This window comes from Neisseria benedictiae (genome assembly GCF_958267435.1).
GTDB lineage: Bacteria > Pseudomonadota > Gammaproteobacteria > Burkholderiales > Neisseriaceae > Neisseria > Neisseria bergeri.
Genome location: NZ_CATQFV010000032.1, coordinates 19,108 through 38,356 on the forward strand (window position 1 = coordinate 19,108; position 19,249 = coordinate 38,356).

17 protein-coding genes and 1 pseudogene are annotated in these 19,249 nt (G+C 55.7%); 12 read left to right on the plus strand and 6 right to left on the minus strand.

The features are described 5' to 3' along the window. Nucleotides 1–31: 31 nt before the first annotated feature. Nucleotides 32–2,437: an LPS-assembly protein LptD gene (locus Q3O12_RS03785; RefSeq protein ID WP_301669414.1), complete on the minus strand. Its 2,406-nt coding sequence runs from the start codon at nucleotides 2,435–2,437 to the stop codon at nucleotides 32–34. Between the two features lie 69 nt (nucleotides 2,438–2,506). On the opposite strand from Q3O12_RS03785, the gene amgK reads away from it, so the two are divergent. Then, complete coding sequence (amgK, locus tag Q3O12_RS03790) at nucleotides 2,507–3,511, plus strand: N-acetylmuramate/N-acetylglucosamine kinase AmgK (RefSeq protein WP_002247317.1); 1,005 nt, start codon at nucleotides 2,507–2,509, stop codon at nucleotides 3,509–3,511. Nucleotides 3,512–3,591: 80 nt separating this feature from the next. Here the strand turns inward: amgK and Q3O12_RS03795 are convergent, their stop codons facing one another. Next, nucleotides 3,592–4,290: a thiol:disulfide interchange protein DsbA/DsbL gene (locus Q3O12_RS03795; protein ID WP_002247316.1), complete on the minus strand. Its 699-nt coding sequence runs from the start codon at nucleotides 4,288–4,290 to the stop codon at nucleotides 3,592–3,594. 218 nt (nucleotides 4,291–4,508) lie between these two features. Here Q3O12_RS03795 and murJ point away from each other — a divergent pair, with 218 nt between their 5' ends. The 4 genes and pseudogenes from murJ to recQ all read left to right on the plus strand — a co-directional run bounded on the left by murJ (nucleotide 4,509) and on the right by recQ (nucleotide 10,327). Further along, nucleotides 4,509–6,047 (plus strand): murein biosynthesis integral membrane protein MurJ, encoded by a 1,539-nt coding sequence (gene murJ, locus Q3O12_RS03800; RefSeq protein ID WP_301669524.1) that lies wholly within the window; start codon nucleotides 4,509–4,511, stop codon nucleotides 6,045–6,047. Nucleotides 6,048–6,179: 132 nt separating this feature from the next. After that, nucleotides 6,180–7,136 carry a YheT family hydrolase gene (locus tag Q3O12_RS03805; protein WP_301669416.1) on the plus strand — a complete coding sequence of 319 codons (957 nt, stop codon included), beginning with the start codon at nucleotides 6,180–6,182 and terminating at the stop codon, nucleotides 7,134–7,136. A 49-nt stretch (nucleotides 7,137–7,185) separates the two neighbouring features. Then, nucleotides 7,186–7,968, plus strand: a complete 783-nt coding sequence (gene trpC / locus Q3O12_RS03810; protein WP_301669419.1) for an indole-3-glycerol phosphate synthase TrpC — start codon at nucleotides 7,186–7,188, stop codon at nucleotides 7,966–7,968. 64 nt (nucleotides 7,969–8,032) lie between these two features. After that, nucleotides 8,033–10,327 (plus strand): annotated as a pseudogene (gene recQ / locus Q3O12_RS03815) (DNA helicase RecQ). 36 nt (nucleotides 10,328–10,363) lie between these two features. On the opposite strand, the gene Q3O12_RS03820 reads toward recQ, so the two are convergent. From Q3O12_RS03820 to bioH, 4 genes are all read right to left on the minus strand, one after another. After that, a complete protein-coding gene (locus Q3O12_RS03820; protein WP_301669421.1) occupies nucleotides 10,364–11,860 on the minus strand; it encodes a gliding motility protein in 1,497 nt (498 codons plus the stop codon). 120 nt (nucleotides 11,861–11,980) lie between these two features. Beyond that, the gene (locus Q3O12_RS03825; RefSeq protein WP_301669423.1) at nucleotides 11,981–12,406 is read right to left on the minus strand and encodes a hypothetical protein; all 426 of its coding nucleotides are present in this window, start codon (nucleotides 12,404–12,406) and stop codon (nucleotides 11,981–11,983) included. Continuing rightward, a complete protein-coding gene (locus tag Q3O12_RS03830) occupies nucleotides 12,403–13,236 on the minus strand; it encodes a class I SAM-dependent methyltransferase (protein ID WP_301669424.1) in 834 nt (277 codons plus the stop codon). Before Q3O12_RS03830 ends, Q3O12_RS03825 begins: the two co-directional genes overlap by 4 nt. Nucleotide 13,237: 1 nt before the next feature. Beyond that, on the minus strand, nucleotides 13,238–13,981 hold the full coding sequence (bioH, locus tag Q3O12_RS03835; protein ID WP_301669426.1) for a pimeloyl-ACP methyl ester esterase BioH: 744 nt from the start codon (nucleotides 13,979–13,981) through the stop codon (nucleotides 13,238–13,240). Between bioH and Q3O12_RS03840 the strand changes: the two genes are divergently transcribed. The 7 genes from Q3O12_RS03840 (at nucleotide 13,980) to Q3O12_RS03870 (ending at nucleotide 19,146) form a co-directional block, all read left to right on the plus strand. After that, nucleotides 13,980–14,705 (plus strand): ComF family protein, encoded by a 726-nt coding sequence (locus tag Q3O12_RS03840; RefSeq protein WP_301669428.1) that lies wholly within the window; start codon nucleotides 13,980–13,982, stop codon nucleotides 14,703–14,705. The genes bioH and Q3O12_RS03840 overlap by 2 nt on opposite strands. A gap of 64 nt (nucleotides 14,706–14,769) precedes the next feature. Further along, on the plus strand, nucleotides 14,770–15,234 hold the full coding sequence (gene trmL / locus Q3O12_RS03845) for a tRNA (uridine(34)/cytosine(34)/5-carboxymethylaminomethyluridine(34)-2'-O)-methyltransferase TrmL (protein WP_301669429.1): 465 nt from the start codon (nucleotides 14,770–14,772) through the stop codon (nucleotides 15,232–15,234). A gap of 127 nt (nucleotides 15,235–15,361) precedes the next feature. Then, a complete protein-coding gene (locus Q3O12_RS03850) occupies nucleotides 15,362–16,081 on the plus strand; it encodes a septal ring lytic transglycosylase RlpA family protein (RefSeq protein WP_301669431.1) in 720 nt (239 codons plus the stop codon). A gap of 53 nt (nucleotides 16,082–16,134) precedes the next feature. After that, nucleotides 16,135–16,461: a PepSY domain-containing protein gene (locus Q3O12_RS03855; protein WP_301669433.1), complete on the plus strand. Its 327-nt coding sequence runs from the start codon at nucleotides 16,135–16,137 to the stop codon at nucleotides 16,459–16,461. Between the two features lie 81 nt (nucleotides 16,462–16,542). Further along, nucleotides 16,543–17,127 carry a Holliday junction branch migration protein RuvA gene (ruvA, locus tag Q3O12_RS03860; protein ID WP_301669435.1) on the plus strand — a complete coding sequence of 195 codons (585 nt, stop codon included), beginning with the start codon at nucleotides 16,543–16,545 and terminating at the stop codon, nucleotides 17,125–17,127. Continuing rightward, nucleotides 17,127–17,264, plus strand: a complete 138-nt coding sequence (locus Q3O12_RS03865; RefSeq protein WP_118778457.1) for a hypothetical protein — start codon at nucleotides 17,127–17,129, stop codon at nucleotides 17,262–17,264. The genes ruvA and Q3O12_RS03865 overlap by 1 nt, the downstream gene beginning before the upstream one ends. A 25-nt stretch (nucleotides 17,265–17,289) precedes the next feature. Further along, nucleotides 17,290–19,146: an ABC transporter ATP-binding protein gene (locus tag Q3O12_RS03870; protein ID WP_301669525.1), complete on the plus strand. Its 1,857-nt coding sequence runs from the start codon at nucleotides 17,290–17,292 to the stop codon at nucleotides 19,144–19,146. The last annotated feature ends 103 nt before the right edge of the window (nucleotides 19,147–19,249 follow it).

Genomic DNA, 19,249 nt, shown 5'->3' on the forward strand with positions numbered 1-19,249 from the left:
GGGAACGGTGCTCCTGCCGGGTTTCCGACGGTCAGGGCCGTTTGTTGCGTCCGGCGGAAAGAGAGTGGGCGGGGATGTAGCCGGGAACGGCGACATCCATCCTGTCTGCGGGATTTTTGCCGACATTGCTCAAGTCTTTCAGGTGCAGGGTGAAGAAGACGGCGTTTTTGTAGGTGTTTTCGCCGGTAACGTAACGTTGGGCGTACACGCCCGCGCCCCAGCAGCCGCAACTGCTTTTGTATTCTGCACCAGCAAGCATTTCTATCGGTTTTTTGGCTTCAAAACCGTAGTTGTAGCGGACGACGGCAGACAGGTTGCGCGTCAGCGGCCATTGTGCGGACAGGTCGAGCTGGCTGAGTTTGTCGTAAAAATAGGAACCGTCGGACTTCAGGTAGATTTTTTCGTTGCGCCCATATTTGTAACGGGCGTTCAGCACTTTGCCCTGTGCGGGACGGTAGCTTGCGCCGACGGCGTAGTTCTCGGCGCGTTTGTCGTTTTGGTTGTAGTGGATGCTGCTGTCGAGGATGAAGCGGCTGCCGATGCCGCCGGAGGCGAATGCCACCCAGTCGGAACGGCTGCGCGGGTTTTTGCCGACGCTGCCGTCAAGCATCACCGCATCATCCTTGAAATAGAATTTCTGACCGATGCCGGCGCGGAAACGCTCCTCCCCCGTCGCGCCGTCCAAAATACGGCTCTGTACGGCGGCGGAAAGGCTGTTGGCGGCGTTGATGCGGTCGTTGCCGTAATAGAGGTTTTCGCGGAAGAGCTGCCCGTAGCCGAAACTGCTTTCCGACGAATCGAAATTGGGCAGGTCGTTTTGGGATTTGGCAGGAATGTAGTTGTAGAACAGGCGCGGCTCGAGGGTTTGCAGGACTCCGCCGCCGAACATCCGCGTATTGCGTTCGAAGGTCATGCCGCTGTCGATATTGACGATGGGCAGAGTGCGGCTGACGCGTCGGGCTTCTTGGCTGCCGAAGCGGTTGAGGCTGTAATAGGTGGCGTGCAGTCCGAGTTTGGGACGGACGTAGCCCCAGCTGTTGCTGAAATCCCATTTGATGTCGGGATAGACGACGAGGCGGCTGCCGTCCTGGCGGCTGTCGTGGCTGAAGCGGGTAAATTGTGCGGACACGCCGATTTGCGCCCTGCCTGCGTTTTTATGCCAATCGGCAGAAAGGCGCGGCATCAGGGCATACGGTTTGTCTTTGTAGCCGTTTTGGTTTGCCAGCGTCTGGTATTTTTGTGCCGACAATCCGACGTTCAAAATGCCGCCAGCCGCCTTGCTGCTGTAATCCAGCCATACGCGTCGGTTGAGGTTGACGTTGCCGGCGATTTCTTCGCTGCCGTAAAAGTCGCGGTAGTAGCCGCTGTCGGAGACTTGGTTGAAATCGACACCCGCCTGAAGTGTATCGGAAATATCGTGCCGGTGCTGCCATTTCGCCTGATAGCGGTTGTTCCTGCCGCTTTTCTTATCGTGCGGCAGCCAGGTCAGGTCGGTCTGTCCGCTGTAATCGGGACGCAGGTAGCGTACCTGTCCGTCAAACGTCGCGCCGCGTTCGCCGATAATGCCGGGGGCGAAAGTGGCATCGAAGTTGGGGGCAAGGTTGAAATAATAGGGAACGGAAAGGGAAATGCCGTCTGAACCGGTGGACAGGGAGGGAACGAGCAGACCGCTTTTGCGGTTGCCGTCAAGCGGGAAGTCCGCCCAAGGCGTATAGAAAAGGGGAACGCCTCCGAATACGAACGAGGCATGCTTGGCAACGCCCACACCCTGTTCCTGATCGGCTTCGACGGAAGCGGCCTTGATATACCAGCTGGCATCGCCTGTGGAACAGGTGTTGAATTGGGTTTCCGTCAGTTTGTAATGCCCTTCACCCAACATTTCGGCGGTGCGGCTGACGCTTTGCAGCAGCCGTCCGCCTTGTTCGGTTTCCATACGGACGTTGCGCGCTTCGCCGGTCTGCTGCTCGAGATTGTAGGTCAGGGTTTCGCCCCGAATCAGCGTACCGTCCTGTTGGAGGGCGAACCGGTCGCCTGCGGTAACGGTGTCGCCCGACTGGTCGTAATCCGCCCAATCGGCATTGAGGGTCGTCCGGTTGCGTTCGACGACGACGTTGCCTTCGGCACGCACCTGCACCTGCGACTGTCCTTCCACCTTGTCGGCGACAATGCGCGTATAGTCTTCGGGGATGGATGCTTCGCCGCTGCCTTGGACGGCGGCTTCGGTTCTCTCGGGGCTGCCGCTTTCGTTACTGCAAAACAGGCAGGTCGAGCCGAGGGTCAAATCGGAAGTTTGTGCGGATTCGGACGCGCCCTGCGCGCCGCCTTCTGCGACACGCCCGTCCGCCTCTTCCGCCGCAACGGTATCGGCGGCGCAATGCGTGCCGAAGCAGAGGCCCAATGCCAGCACCAGTGGTTTGAGTGAAAATAAACGAGCCAAAATTGCCCCTCAGGTCGGTTTGCCAGTTAGAATAGCGTTTATTGTAACCTGAAATGCTTTAGTACTGTTATGCAACGACAAATCGAACTGAAAAATTGGCTTCAGACCGTCTATCCCGAACGGGACTTCGATCTGACTTTTGCGGCGGCGGATGCGGATTTCCGCCGCTATTTCCGTGCGGCGTTTTCAGACGGCGGCAGCGTCGTCTGCATGGATGCGCCGCCCGACAAGATGAGTATCGCACCTTATTTGAAAGTTCAGAAACTGTTTGACATGGTCAATGTGCCGCAGATATTGCACGCGGACACGGATTTGGGGTTTGTGGTATTGAACGACTTGGGCAATACGACGTTTTTAACCGCGATGCTTCAGGAACAGGGTGAAACGGCACACAAAGCACTGCTGCTGGAGGCCATCGGCGAGCTGGTCGAATTGCAAAAGGCAAGCCGTGAAGGGGTTTTGCCCGAATATGACCGTGAAACGATGCTGCGCGAAATCAACCTGTTCCCGGAATGGTTTGTCGCAAAAGAATTGGGGCGCGAATTAACATTCAAACAACGCCAACTTTGGCAGCAGACCGTCGATACGCTGCTGCCGCCCCTGTTGGCGCAACCCAAAGTCTATGTGCACCGCGACTTTATCGTCCGCAACCTGATGCTGACGCGCGGCAGGCCGGGCGTTTTAGACTTCCAAGACGCGCTTTACGGCCCGATTTCCTACGATTTGGTGTCACTGTTGCGCGATGCCTTTATCGAATGGGAAGAAGAGTTTGTTTTGGATTTGGTTATCCGCTACTGGGAAAAGGCGCGGGCTGCCGGCTTGCCTGTCCCCGAAGCGTTTGACGAGTTTTACCGCCGGTTCGAATGGATGGGCGTGCAGCGGCACTTGAAGGTCGCGGGCATCTTTGCGCGACTGTACTACCGCGACGGCAAAGACAAATACCGTCCCGAAATCCCACGTTTCCTCAATTACCTGCGCCGCGTGTCGCGCCGTTATGCCGAACTCGCCCCGCTCTACGCGCTGCTGGTCGATTTGGTCGGCGATGAAGAACTGGAAACGGGTTTCACGTTCTAAGAAACTGCCCTCCGAACGCTTGAAACTAAAAATGCCGTCTGAACCTGAAATCGGGTTCAGACGGCATTTTTCAGATAGGCTTACTGCGCGGCTTTTTGTTCTTCGCGTACTTTGTCCGCCAAAAGGTCGATGGTGTGCATACCGGACTCCCAGTCGGCAAATTCGACTTTATATTTGCCGCCGACGATAACCGTGGGCGTACCGTCGATTTGGAAGGTTTCGGTCAGCTCCTGCATTTTGTCGGCGCGCGCCTGGCTTTCGGGAGATTCGTAGGCGGCAAGGACTTTTTTGCCGTCAAAGGCGGTTTGTTCACCCAGCCATTTTTTGAGGACTTCCGGCTCTTGCAGCTTAATTCTCTGATTAACCATCGCATCGAAAATATGGCTGTTCGCCACATCTTTGCTGTCGGCGGCAGCCATATCGACGGCGGCGGCGAGGCGTGCCAGCGGCAGCATTTCTTTCTGCCAGACGACGTGTTCGGTACGCAGGTACATATCGTCTTTAAAAGACTTGGCGTGTTTGCTCAAAACCGGTTCGAGGTGGGCGCAGTGCGGACAGAAGTAGCCGAAAAATTCGAGCACTTCGACTTTGCCTGCCTGCTGTTGCGGAATCGGGTTGGCAAGGACGGTGTAGTTTTGCCCTTCGACCAGTCCGGTGGGGGCGGGGGCTGCCGAAGCGGCAGGCGCGCTGTCGGCGGGGACGCTGGTTTGGACTTTGCTGTCGCACGCGGCAAGGGCGAACAGGGCGGCAACGGCAAGGGCGAGGTGTCTGGATTTCATACGGCTCTCCGTGATGTTGGAAATGGATGATTGGAAATCAATCGGAATCCGGCTATTTTATTGCATTTCCGCGTGTTGATACAGTTTGCCGCCGGAAAAGGAAGCTTTCGTTTCGGGAAACCGCTTCAGACGGCATCAAACCCGATGCCGTCTGAAGCGGTTTCTGTCGTACAATACGCGCCGTTGCCCCAAACGGGTACGACTGTTGAGGAACAATGATGAATATGCTGGGAGCTTTGGCAAAAGTCGGCAGCCTGACGATGGTGTCGCGCGTTTTGGGATTTGTGCGCGATACGGTCATTGCGCGGGCATTCGGCGCAGGCATGGCGACGGATGCGTTTTTTGTCGCATTCAAACTGCCCAACCTGCTGCGGCGCGTGTTTGCGGAGGGGGCGTTTGCCCAAGCGTTTGTGCCGATTTTGGCGGAATATAAGGAAACGCGTTCGAAAGAGGCGACGGAGGCTTTTATCCGCCATGTGGCGGGGATGCTGTCGTTTGTACTGGTCATCGTTACCGCGCTGGGCATACTTGCCGCGCCTTGGGTAATTTATGTTTCCGCACCCGGTTTTGCCAAAGATGCCGACAAATTTCAGCTCTCTATCGATTTGCTGCGGATTACGTTTCCTTATATCTTATTGATTTCACTTTCCTCTTTTGTCGGCTCGGTACTTAATTCCTATCATAAATTCAGCATTCCGGCGTTTACGCCCACGTTCCTGAACGTGTCGTTTATCGTATTCGCGCTGTTTTTCGTGCCGTATTTCGATCCGCCCGTTACCGCACTGGCATGGGCGGTCTTTGTCGGCGGCATTTTGCAACTCGGCTTCCAACTGCCCTGGCTGGCAAAACTGGGTTTTTTGAAACTGCCCAAACTGAATTTCAAAGATGCGGCGGTCAACCGCGTCATGAAACAGATGGCGCCTGCGATTTTGGGCGTGAGCGTGGCGCAGATTTCTTTGGTGATTAACACGATTTTCGCGTCTTATCTGCAATCGGGCAGCGTTTCATGGATGTATTACGCCGACCGCATGATGGAGCTGCCCAGCGGCGTGCTGGGGGCGGCACTCGGTACGATTTTGCTGCCGACTTTGTCCAAACACTCGGCAAACCAAGATACGGAACAGTTTTCCGCCCTGCTCGACTGGGGTTTGCGCCTGTGCATGCTGCTGACGCTGCCGGCGGCGGTCGGACTGGCGGTGTTGTCGTTCCCGCTGGTGGCAACGCTGTTTATGTACCGAGAATTCACACTGTTTGACGCGCAGATGACGCAACACGCGCTGATTGCCTATTCTTTCGGTTTAATCGGTTTAATCATGATTAAAGTGTTGGCACCCGGCTTCTATGCGCGGCAAAACATCAAAACGCCCGTCAAAATCGCCATCTTCACGCTTATCTGCACGCAGTTGATGAACCTTGCCTTTATCGGCCCGTTGAAACACGCCGGGCTTTCGCTCGCCATCGGTTTGGGCGCGTGCATCAATGCCGGATTGTTGTTCTTCCTGTTGCGCAGACACGGCATTTACCGGCCCGGCAGGGGTTGGGCGGCGTTCTTGGCGAAAATGCTGCTCGCGCTCGCCGTGATGTGCGGCGGACTGTGGGCGGCGCAGGCTTACCTGCCGTTTGAATGGGCGCACGCCGGCGGAATGCGGAAAGCGGGGCAGCTCTGCATCCTGATTGCCGTCGGCGGCGGACTGTATTTCGCATCTCTGGCGGCTTTGGGCTTCCGTCCGCGCCATTTCAAACGCGTGGAAAGCTGACCGATGCCGATATCCTTTTTCGGCAAACGCTTTTTCCGCGCCTATATTCGGGCGCGCATCCCCCGCGTCCGCACCGGACGGACGGTCTGCCGCATCATCAATGCCGTCTGAAAACAAGAAAACCGATACCTTATGATTCTGACACCGCCGGACACACCGTTTTTCCTCCGCAACGGCAATGCCGACACGATTGCCGCCAAATTCCTGCAACGCCCCGCGCCCGCATACCGCCGCGAGCTGCTTCCCGACAGCACGGGCAAAACCAAAACCGCCTACGACTTTTCAGACGGCATTTCGCCCGACGCGCCGCTGGTCGTGCTGTTTCACGGTTTGGAAGGAAGCAGCCGCAGCCATTACGCGGTCGAACTGATGCTCGCGGTACGCAATCGGGGTTGGAACGGCGCAGTCGTCCATTTCCGCAGTTGCGGCGGCATTGCCAACACCGCTCCGGTGTTCTACCACTTGGGCGATACCGCCGAAATCGCCTTTGCTTTGGACACGCTCGCCGCACGTTACCGTGAAATATACGCCGTCGGCGTATCGCTGGGCGGCAACGCACTGGCAAAATATTTGGGCGAACAGGGCAAAAAGGCATTGCCGCACGCCTCGGCCGCCGTATCCGCCCCCGTCGATGCAGAGGCGGCAGGCAGACGCTTCGACAGCGGCATCACGCGGCTGCTCTACACGCGCTACTTCCTCCGCACCCTGATACCCAAAGCAAAATCGCTCCAAGGTTTTCAGACGGCATTTGCCGCAGGGTGCAAAACACTGGGCGAGTTTGACGACCGCTTCACCGCACCGCTGCACGGCTTTGCCGACCGGCACGACTACTACCGCCAAACTTCCTGCAAACCGCTGCTCAAACACGTTGCCAAACCGCTGCTCCTGCTCAATGCCGTCAACGACCCCTTCCTGCCGCCCGAAGTGCTGCCGACACCGGACGAAGTGTCCGAAGCCGTTACCCTGTTCCAGCCAGCACACGGTGGTCATGTCGGCTTTGTCAGCAGCACCGGCGGCAGGCTGCACCTGCAATGGCTGCCGCAGACCGTCCTGTCCTATTTCGACAGCTTCCGCACAAACAGGCGTTAACGGTTTGATGCTAATATTCCCCCTTTCCCAGACGAATACGGAACCCGACATGACCGACATCCTCAATAAAATCCTTGCCACCAAGGCACAGGAAGTTTCCGCTCAAAAAGCCGCCGTCAACGCCGAACACATCCGCGCACTTGCCGCAGAAGCCGCGCCCGTCCGCAGCTTCATCGATTCGATACGCGGCAAACACCGCCTAAACCTGCCCGCCGTCATAGCCGAAATCAAAAAGGCAAGCCCGAGCAAAGGGTTAATCCGTCCGGACTTCCGCCCTGCCGAGATTGCACGCGCCTATGAAAACGCCGGAGCGGCGTGTTTGTCCGTACTGACCGACGAACCCTATTTCCAAGGCTCACCCGAATACCTCAAACAGGCGCGCGAAGCCGTATCGCTGCCCGTGCTGCGCAAAGACTTCATCATCGACGAATACCAGGTTTATCAGGCGCGCGCATGGGGGGCGGATGCCGTCCTGCTGATTGCCGCAGCACTGGAACAGGAACAATTGGAACGCTTTGAAGCGGTAGCGCACGAATTGAGCATGACCGTCCTGCTCGAGCTGCACAACGAAACCGAATTGGAAAAATGCCGCAACCTGACCACGCCGTTGTGGGGCGTAAACAACCGCAACCTGAGGACTTTTGAAGTCTCCCTCGACCAAACCCTGTCGCTGCTGCCCGCGCTGGAAGGCAAAACCGTCGTTACCGAAAGCGGCATTACGGGTAAGGCAGATGTGGAATTTATGCGGGCGCGCGGCGTGCACACCTTCCTGATCGGCGAAACGTTCATGCGTGCCGGCGATATTGAGGCGGAAGTGGGCAAACTCTTCTAAATCCCGATTTCAGACGGCATATTGCCGCCGACCGATCAACATCCTTACCGAGCACGGAACCATCATGCACCGACCGACCGCCAAACAGATTTTGCACGAAGTATTCGGTTATCCTGAATTTCGCGGCAGGCAGGAGGCTATCGTCAATGCTTTGGCCGGCGGCGAGAGTTTGATGGTGCTGATGCCGACGGGCGGCGGAAAGTCTTTGTGTTACCAGATTCCCGCGCTGATGCGCGAAGGCGTGGCGGTTGTCGTATCGCCGCTGATTGCGCTAATGAACGACCAAGTGGCCAGCCTGCATGTGGCCGGCATCGAAGCGGCGGCAGTCAACAGCGGCACATCGGCAGATGAGGCGCGCGAAATTGCCGACAAGCTTGCCCAAGGCCGTCTGAAACTGCTTTATGTCGCACCGGAACGCTTGGTTACCGACCGCTTTTTACGTTTTCTCGACCAACAAACCGTCAGCCTGTTTGCCATTGATGAGGCACATTGCGTCAGCCAATGGGGACACGATTTCCGCCCCGAATACCAACAGCTCGGCATGCTTGCCGAACGCTATCCGAACGTCCCGCGCATCGCCCTGACCGCCACCGCCGATGCGGCCACGCGCGCCGACATCAAGCATTATCTGCACTTGGACGATGCGCCCGAATTTGTCTCCAGCTTTGACCGCCCGAATATTTATTATCAGGTTATCGAAAAAAACAACGGCAAAAAACAATTGCTGGATTTCATCCGTAAAGAAATGACGGGGCAAAGCGGCATTGTGTATTGCTTAAGCCGCAAAAAGGTTGAAGATGTGGCGCAGTTTTTGCGTGAAAACGGATTAAACGCGATTCCGTATCATGCCGGTTTGAGCATGGACGTACGTGAGGAAAACCAACACCGCTTTACGCATGAAGACAATATTATCGTGGTGGCGACCGTGGCGTTCGGCATGGGCATAGACAAACCCGACGTGCGCTTTGTCGCCCATCTCGATATGCCCCAGAGTGTCGAACATTTCTATCAGGAATCGGGGCGCGCCGGCCGGGACGGGCTGCCAGCCGTGAGCTGGCTGTGTTACGGCCTGAACGATTGGGTGTTGCTGCGCGAACGGATTGCCGAAGGCAACAGCGATGAAGTGCAAAAGCAAATCGAAATGCAAAAACTCGATGCCATGCTTTCCGTCTGCGAAACCGCCGCCTGCCGCCGCGTACTGCTGCTCAAACATTTCGGCGAAGAATCCGAACCCTGCGGCCATTGCGACAACTGCCTGCATCCGCCCGTGCGGTTTGACGGCACGGTGTTGGTGCAAAAATTACTCAGCTGCGTGTACCGCGCCGGACAACGTTTTGCCGCCGGTTACATCACCAACCTTTTGCGCGGCAAAAGCGACGATTGGATACGCGGCAACCGGCACGAACAACTGTCCACCTTCGGCATCGGTACGGAGTTGTCCGACAAAGAATGGCGCAGCGTCATCCGCCAGTGCATCAGCCTCGGCTACCTCACCGTCAACATTACCCGATATCAGGCATTGCAACTGACCGAAGCCGCCAAAAAAGTCCTCAAAGGCGAAACCGAAGTGATGCTGCGTCCGCTCAAGCGCGACAAGCCCGCCGTTCGTACCCTCAAAGACAACTGGCTGCGTACCGAACGCGAAGAACGCCTGTGGCAGGCATTGCGCGTTTGGCGTATGAAACAGGCAGAAGCCAAAGGCATCCCCGCCTATATGATTTTCGGCGACAAAACCCTGCGCGACCTTGTCGAAAAAATGCCGCAAGACCTCAACGGGCTGCACGACATCTACGGCTTGGGCGAAGCCAAAATCGACCGTTTCGGACACGGCATACTCAAAATCTGCCAAAACGCCGCCGACTTTGGCCACGATGCCGTCATCCGTCCGCAAACCGAACGCGAACAACAACTGCGTCAAAAACTCGAAGCCTAGCGGTATAAACCGGCAACGGCGGAAAACTGTGCCCTGCATGCCGTCCTCTCCGACGAAAGCCTTGCCGATATGCTTGCCGATACGCCAGAAACCGACCTCGAAGGCGTGCACGGTTTGGGCAGCGTACGTGCCGCCAAATACGGACGGGACATCCTCGCCGTCTACCGTCCGTTTTCAGACGGCATCGATGAAACCGCCAAACACAAACGCCGCCTGATGCGCGCCCTGATTCAATGGTGCAACGAAACGGCAAAACACGAACAGTCCGAACCCTACCGCATTCTCAGCAAAGCCGCCCTGCGCGCCATTGCCGCCAAACAGCCGAAAGGTTTGGCGGAGCTTGCCGCCGTATATGGCGTGGGCGAAGAAAAAGCCGCACGTTACGGTGCGGCGGTGTTGGCGGTGTTGGGACAAAATGCCGTCTGAAGCCCGTTACCAAGTTTCAGACGGCATTGCCTCTATTTAAAAATTCCTGTTTTTATCAAATATTTCAAACAGTTTTTCCTTGTCAGCACAAGCCCCCTCCGGTATCAGGTTCAATATCGTTTCCAACGCCTCGGCAATATCTTCCCGTTCTACCGTGTCGATAAAGTGTTTTTTGTCCATTTTGTTGAAACCTCCGGTATAGGCTTTGACCGCCTCTGCCAGCTCCTCTCCTATGTTTTCAGGCGGATTGCCGAGCAGTTTGACCACGCCGGCACGGGTTTTCCGGTACAGCTCCGCCGCTTTTTTGGCATGGCTTTTCGGGATATGCTCCGCGCCGTCCCAATCGCGGAAGGGGTTGTCGAAATTTTGCGCCAGCCATTCGGGTTTTCGGGCTTTTTCTATCCACAGGTCTAGACCGTCTTCCTTCCGTTTCTTATAAAGTTTCTTCACTGCCTTCGCCGCCTCTTCGGGCAGGCTGCTCATCCACAGCCTGTGAAGCTTCGGCAGCCGGTCGGGATGCGGGATGTCGTCCGCGCCGAAACCGAACAAATCTACGGTAGTGAACACTTCCAAATCCTCAAATCCCGATACGGCGGAAAAATTGGCGATATTGCCCGGTTTGCCCCACAGCCGTATGGTTTTGAGCTTGGGATACGTTTCCGACAGGTTTTGCATATCGAAATCGGCAATGCCCATGACGTTGACGGCGGTCAGGTTTTCCAAACCCCGCACTTTGGGAACGCTTTTGCCCACTTCCAAAATCAGACCCGCGCCCTTTTCGGCGGTACAGACCTTGCAGTTTTCCTTGATTTCGCCTTTCAGACTCAGGCTGTCCAAGCCTTCGTTCAGATAAAGCGATTCCACTCCGGTCATATCGACAGAAAGGTCGGTTATGCGCGTATTGCTGAAATCCAGCACGGTCTGACCGTGGTTTTCCAGACACAATCGGGTGATAAACGGATATTCTTCCAGATATTCATATAGATTTTTATGCCATTTGGTCAGAAACAGCGAAGACAGGCAGGGAAACGCCTTCAGTTCCATCGCGTCTTCAAAATCATCCCAAACATCGCTCAAATTCTGTTTGGATATGCCGTATTCCCGTCCGGCAAACATCACGGTCTTTTTGCTTTTGGCGGCTTTTTTGAATGCCTTTCTCTGTTTTTCGGGTATCTGCTGCCATCTCAACTGACGGTACACGTCGTAGCCGTCGCCCCAAAAAGAGGCATACCGCTGCGTGTCTTCGCCGACCAGCGGCGCGGTATTCCCAACCCGTACATATCCCGTCGGCACGACGGCACTTGCCTTATACATGTGCAGACCGCGTTCCCAATACATAAAGTCTTTGTAAAGCGGTTTCAAATCCGCCAGCTCCGCCGCCCCAAGCGGTTTGTTGCCCTGCCAGTCCAAAGCCAGCAGGGTTGCATGTGTTTTTTTGCCACCATGTTCTTCAACTCGGGTAACCTGGCAGGCAGTGTACTGCTTCAGTCTGATGTTATAGACGCAATATACGTCTCCGGCATCGGCATACATCGGCATTTCCTTTATTTCTGTCGGTTTTCACAGATAAATGCCGTCTGAAACCTGAAACCGGCTTCAGACGGCTTCAGACGGCATCTGCACATCATCTTATCTAGTACAGCCCCTAAATTTTTATTCATGGAGATTTTCATTTATTAAAAATTCGGGTAAGTTTTTAAACAAGAAAAATTCATCTCCCCAATTAATCATATTCAACACTGATTGGGAAAAAATTAGCCGAAACCCGATTTCATCATCATCAAGATATAGTTTTCTCATTTCCAATAGGTCTTCATCTTTAAGGAAACCAAAAAAATCAAAATCGGTTAAATCGAATATTTTAAGCTCTCCATAACTACCTAAAGATACGTTTTCAGCTTCCTTGTTGATTTCATAAGACAGATTCGGTTCGCTGCCATTACATTTAAATAAAACAGGGATCCCTTCCAAATCAAACTGTATTTCATCGGGACGTTGGACATCAATATCAAGATCCGTTTCGTCACATATGAAGAAAAGCCCCTTTACTGATAAAATCCTTCCATTTAACTCATTCATTTATTTACCCTTATCCCTTCTTTTACTGATGGATTAGTTAAGCCATTCTTCGGAAAAAACTGCACCACGTTCTCCCCTTGCGGCAGCATCAGTTTTTTCACGGCGTGTCCGTACACTGTTTCCAGCGTAATACTCAAACCGCCTTCCCGTTCAAATATTGTCCCGACACACGAACGCGCGGCGTTTTCATCGTTCCACGCCATCGCCCGCCAGATGCCCAGCGTGTCCATATCCGCCCAAAACGTTTCCGCCTTTTTGTAATCCAACACCAGCTTCGCCGTATCGGTAACGGGGTCGTAAAACCCGTTTTCGGCAAGCATATCGCCCAAGTCGTGCATATCGGGGAAAAGCGCGCTGCGGCTTTCAATGCCGTTTTCTTTCAGACGGCATTTCAGTTCCGCTAAGGTATCGCGCCCGAAGCAGGTGAAAAACAGCAGCCCGTCCGTCTTCAGCGCGCGCGCCCAGTTGTGCAGCACGGGAAGGATTTGTTCCGCCGCCAACAGTCCGAGATTCGACCACAACATATCGGCACACGCTTCGGGCAGCGGCGCGGTCGGGGATTGGCAGTGCTGCACCACGCCCTTACCCGTAAACCTTTGCCAAAAACCGCCCTTGCGCGCGGCTGCGGCAGCCGCCAAAAAATCCGCACGGGAATCGTATTCTTCAAATACCGCCTGCGGATAGCGTTTCGCCAGCAGGCTGCGGCTGATGTCCGCATCTGCACCGGCAAGCAGGATATGTTTGGGCGCGTTGCGGACGAGTGTCAGGCGTTGGTCGGTATATTCGGCAAGATGGCGGTGAACCTGCCAGCGTGCGTCCTGATGGTTCATCTCAAACCCCTTCAACAAAGTCGCGGTACAGCGCGGCAAACGCTTCCGCATGGCTCAAAAACGGCGCATGCGCCGCCTTTTCCATCACAACCAGCCTGCTGCCCCTCAAACGGCGGTGCAGATATTCACCCATGCGCGGCGGCGTAATCGCGTCTTTACCGCCGAACACCAGCAGTACCGGAACATCTATCTTGTCCAACAAATGCCGCGCATCCGCCCTTTCCGCTGCGTCCAAAGCTTCCTGTAAGGCGGAGGGTGTGCCGCAGCGCGCCAAATCGGGCAGGATTCTGCCTATGATTTCGGCGGCATCAGGCGTGTGCAAAAGCTGTAATTGTAGAAACTGTTTGATATGTTTGGCATAATCCGAACGGAACGCACCGACCATTTTGCCCAATGCAGGCGCGGCAAGCCCTTCGGGATAATCTTCGTCAGCCGTCAGCCGCGCGAAACTCGCCGTCAGGCAGAGCGAACGGACTTTTCCGGGATGGCGGGCCGCCAGATACAGCGCAACCAATCCGCCGAGCGACCAACCGAGAATGTCAGCCGGCGTATCGATTTGTGCGGCAACAGCGTCGGCGGCTGCCTCAATATCGAAGGGTTGCACAAAGGGCGCGTCGCCGTGTCCGGGCAAATCGGGTGCGTACACCGCCCATTCCGCAGGCAGACGGGGCATTAGGTCGTCGAACACATGGCGGTTCGCCCCCCAACCGTGTATCAGGTAAACTTTTTTGACGGCATCAGGCATGGATTTTCTCTCTTGTTGGCGGCGCATCGCAGACGCGGCCGCAGTCAGACACTGCGTATTATGCCACGATTCATCAGACGTTTCAGACGGCATCTGCGCCAGCTGCAATACCGATTTGGCAAGTTTCCGCACCGACGCGGCAAACAGCTGCCCCCTGTGTTTCAGACACATCCAAGGCGGATCGGCGTGCGGCATTTGCCAAAAGAAACCGCCCGCATTCGACCGGATGTGGGCCTCGCTGCATTACGAACCACCCGTCAGCAATATGATACGCGCGCTGAAACACTTGGCTGATTTGGGCATGGTTCGCCCGTTGGCAAACCTGATGATGCAGAATCCGCCCGACCGACTTTCAGACGAATGTTTCGATTTCGTCCTGCCCGTTCCGCTAAGCAGGGAGCGGCTGCTGCAACGCGGGTTCAACCAAAGCGAAAGCATCGTCGGGTTGTTGGCGCAACGCTACGGCTGGCGGATACTGCCCCGACACACCGTATTCCGACACCACCGTCCGCCGCAAAGCACGCTCAAAGGCGGCGAACGGCGGCGAAACATCAAAAACGCCTTTGAAATCCGCACACCGCCGCCGAAAAACTGTAATATTTTGTTAATCGACGATGTCTTTACCACCGGCGCGACGCTGGACGAATTGGCAAAGACGCTGAAAAAATCGGGCGCAAACCGAATCTGCTGCTGGACGCTGGCACGCACGCCAATGAAAAAATAACTAAATTTTTTGACACCCCATCCGCCTTATGGCAAGGTTACGCGCCTATAAGTGATTGATATTTATGTTTACCATCGTTTTATACCAACCGGAAATCCCCCCGAACACAGGCAACATCATCCGCCTGTGCGCCAATACCGGCGCGGATTTGCACCTTGTCAAACCGCTCGGCTTCCCATTGGATTCCGCCAAAATGAAACGCGCCGGGCTCGACTACCACGAGTTCGCCAGCCTGACGGTGCACGAAAACTTCGACGACTGCCTCAAGTCGCTGGCAGGCCGACGCATTTTCGCCCTGACCACCAAAGGCACGGCGCGCCCCGATGAAACCGCGTTTCAAAAAGGCGACGTTTTATTGTTCGGGCCGGAAACGCGCGGACTGCCTGCCGACATCCTCAACAGCCTGCCCGCCGCACAAAAAATCCGCCTGCCCATGCAGCCCGGCAGCCGGAGTATGAACCTTTCCAACACCGTCGCCGTGATTCTCTTTGAAGCGTGGCGGCAACACGGTTATGCAGGCGGCGTTTGAACGCAAGTTCATGCCGTCTGAAAACCGTTCGGACGCATTCCGAACCGCTGCCGCAGCGCGCGGCGGTTCGGAACGCGTCCGTAGGGCATAATGCCCATTCGTCTTCAACTCAAGAACGGAACACGTTTTGACTTTAACCCGAAAAACCCTTTTCCTCCTCACGGCCGCATTCGGCACACATTCCTTTCAGACGGCATCCGCCGATGCAGTGGTCAAGGCAGAAAAACTGCACGCCTCCGCCAACCGCAGCTACAAAGTCGCCGGCAAACGCTACACGCCGATAAACCAAGTTGCCGAGTTCACGCAAACCGGCAACGCCTCATGGTATGGCGGCAGGTTTCACGGGCGCAAAACTTCCGGCGGGGACCGCTACGATATGAACGCCTTTACCGCCGCCCACAAAACCCTGCCCATCCCCAGCTATGTGCGCGTAACCAATACCAAAAACGGCAAAAGCGTCGTCGTCCGCATCAACGACCGCGGCCCCTTCCACAGCAATCGCATCATCGACGTATCCAAAGCGGCGGCCCAACAATTGGGCTTTGTCAGCCAAGGGACGGCACATGTCAAAATCGAACAGATTGTCCCGGGCAAATCCTCACCGGTTGCCGAAAACAAAGACATCTTCATCGACTTGAAATCTTTCGGTACGGAACACGAAGCACAAGCCTATCTGAACCAAGCCGCCCAAAACCTGGCTTCATCGGCATCAAACCCGAACCTATCAGTTGAAAAACGCCATTACGAATATGTCGTCAAAATGGGGCCGTTTTCCTCGCAGGAACGTGCCGCCGAAGCCGAAGCTCAGGCACGCGGTATGATTCAGACGGCATTGACTGCCGGTTGATGTCCCGCCTTTACGTCCTTCAAACACCACCAGATACTTCGCAGGAGCAAAACATGAACTTCAAACGCCTTCTCTTGACCGTCGCCGCAACCGCACTGCTGGGCATTTCCGCCCCCGCACTCGCCCACCACGACGGACACGGCGATGACGACCACGGACACGCCGCACACCAACACAACAAACAAGACAAAATCATCAGCCGCGCCCAAGCCGAAAAAGCAGCGTTGGCGCGTGTCGGCGGCAAAATCACCGACATCGATCTCGAACACGACGACGGCCGTCCGCACTATGATGTCGAAATCGTCAAAAACGGACAGGAATACAAAGTCGTTGTCGATGCCCGCACCGGCCGCGTGATTTCCTCCCGCCGCGACGACTGAATTTGATACAATCCGTGCCGTCTGAAGCCCGAACCGGTTTCAGACGGCATTTTGCACCCGACACTTCAGGATTCGGCACACATGATCAGCAGACTAACCGGCAAACTGGTTGAAAAAAACCCTCCGCAAATCGTCATCGATGTCAACGGCGTAGGCTACGAAGCCGACGTATCGATGCAGACCTTCTACAACCTGCCACCATTGGGCGAAACCGTACAGGTTTTCACCCAACTCGTCGTCCGTGAGGACGCACACCTGCTCTTCGGTTTTGCCACTGCGGAAGAGCGCAAAACATTCCGCCAACTAATCAAGGTCAGCGGCATCGGGGCAAAAACCGCCTTGGGGATTTTATCGGCAATGACTGCCGACGAACTGGCGCAGGCGGTTGCAGAAGAAGATGTCAAACGCCTCTCCTCCGCTCCGGGAATCGGCAAAAAAACCGCCGAACGCATGGTCTTGGAACTGCGCGGCAAGCTGGTCGCGCATACGGTAACGGACGGGCTGTTTGCCGCCGCACCCGCCGCCGACGAAACGGAAGACATCGTCAGCACGCTGCTTGCGCTGGGTTACAGCGAACGCGAAGCAAAAGCGGCGGTCAAAGGCGTTCCGAAGGGGACGGACGTGGGTGAAGGCGTGCGCCTTGCTTTGAAAAACCTGCTGAAATAATGCCGTCTGAAGGCGGCGCGGCGTTTGCCCTGCCGAAACCCTGCGTTTCCGCCCCGTGCTGTCTTCCCGACGGCTTTTCCCGTAAAATGGCGTTATTGTCCTTCCTTTCAGACGGCATTGTGTTTGATGCCGTCTGAAACTGTTTTACCAAAATCGAAAACAATGTTGAACAAAATCTTTTCCTGGTTCGAATCCCGAATCGACCCCTATCCCGAAGCCGCCCCGAAAACGCCTGAAAAAGGGCTGTGGCGGTTTATCTGGAGCAACATCAGGGGATTGCGCAAATGGATTGCCGTTTTGGCGACATTTACCGCAGGCATCGGCATCATGGAAGCCCTGCTGTTTCAATTTATGGGCAAAGTCGTGGACTGGCTCGGCAAATACACGCCCGCAACCCTGTTTGCCGAAAAAGGCTGGGCGTTGACGGCGATGGCGGCGATGATGGTGTTTTTCGCCCTCTGGACCTTCCTCGCGTCCAACGTGCGCCTGCAAACCCTACAAGGCGTGTTCCCCATGCGCCTGCGCTGGAACTTCCATCGCCTGATGCTGGGACAGAGCCTGGGCTTTTATCAGGACGAATTTGCAGGACGCGTGTCCGCCAAAGTCATGCAGACCGCGCTGGCGTTGCGCGACGTGGTGATGACGGTTGCCGACATGGTTGTTTATGTGCTGGTGTATTTCATTACTTCCGGCGTGATTCTGATTTCGTTCGACGGCTGGCTGCTGCTGCCCTTTATCGGCTGGATGATTGGATTCGCCCTGATTATGCGTTTCCTGATTCCCAAGCTCGGCAAAACCGCCGCGCGTCAAGCGGATGCGCGCTCGCTGATGACCGGCCGCATTACCGACGCCTATTCCAACATCACCACCGTCAAACTCTTCTCCCACGGCGCGCGCGAAGCGGCCTACGCCAAGCAGTCGATGGAAGAATTTATGGTGACGGTACACGCCCAAATGCGTTTGGCGACGCTGCTGCACACCTGCAGCTTCATCGTCAACAGCTCGCTGACCGCCGGCACGACCGCACTGGGCATCTGGCTTTGGTATCACGGGCAAGTCGGCGTCGGCGCGGTTGCCACCGCCACCGCGATGGCGTTGCGCGTCAACGGTTTGTCGCAATACATCATGTGGGAATCCGCCCGCTTGTTTGAAAACATCGGCACCGTCGGCGACGGCATGGCAACCCTGTCCAAACCGCACACCATCCTCGACAAGCCCAAAGCCCTGCCGTTGAAAGTGTCGCAAGGCGAAATCAAGTTCGAACACATCGATTTCTCCTACGAAGCAGGCAAACCGCTGCTCAACGGCTTCAACCTGACCATTCGCCCGGGCGAAAAAGTCGGCTTGATCGGACGCAGCGGCGCGGGCAAATCCACCATCGTCAACCTGCTCCTGCGCTTCTACGAACCGCAAAGCGGCACGATTTCGATCGACGGCCAAACCGTGGACAGCGTGACCCAAGAAAGCCTGCGTGCCCAAATCGGTTTGGTCACGCAAGACACCTCGCTGCTGCACCGTTCCGTGCGCGACAATATCGTTTACGGCCGCCCCGATGCGACTGATGCCGAAATGATCTCCGCCGCCGAACGCGCCGAAGCCGCCGATTTCATCCCCAACCTTTCCGACGCCAAAGGACGGCGCGGCTATGACGCGCACGTCGGCGAACGCGGCGTGAAACTTTCCGGCGGCCAGCGCCAACGCATCGCCATCGCCCGCGTCATGCTCAAAGATGCGCCGATTCTGTTGCTTGACGAAGCCACCAGCGCGCTCGACTCCGAAGTCGAAGCCGCCATCCAAGAAAGCCTCGACAAAATGATGGAAGGCAAAACCGTGATTGCCATCGCACACCGCCTCTCCACCATTGCCGCGATGGACCGCCTCATTGTCTTAGACAAAGGCCGCATCATCGAAGAAGGCAGCCACACCGAGTTGCTCGAGAAACAAGGCCTGTATGCCAAACTTTGGGCGCACCAAAGTGGCGGCTTCTTGAGTGAACATGTCGAGTGGGAAAACAATTAAACGCTTGGAAAGAAGATAAAAGGCCGTCTGAAAAAAAACAATAATTTAGATCGTGCTTAATTTGATGTCATGAATTAAAATGGTCATGTAATTCAACGATAAT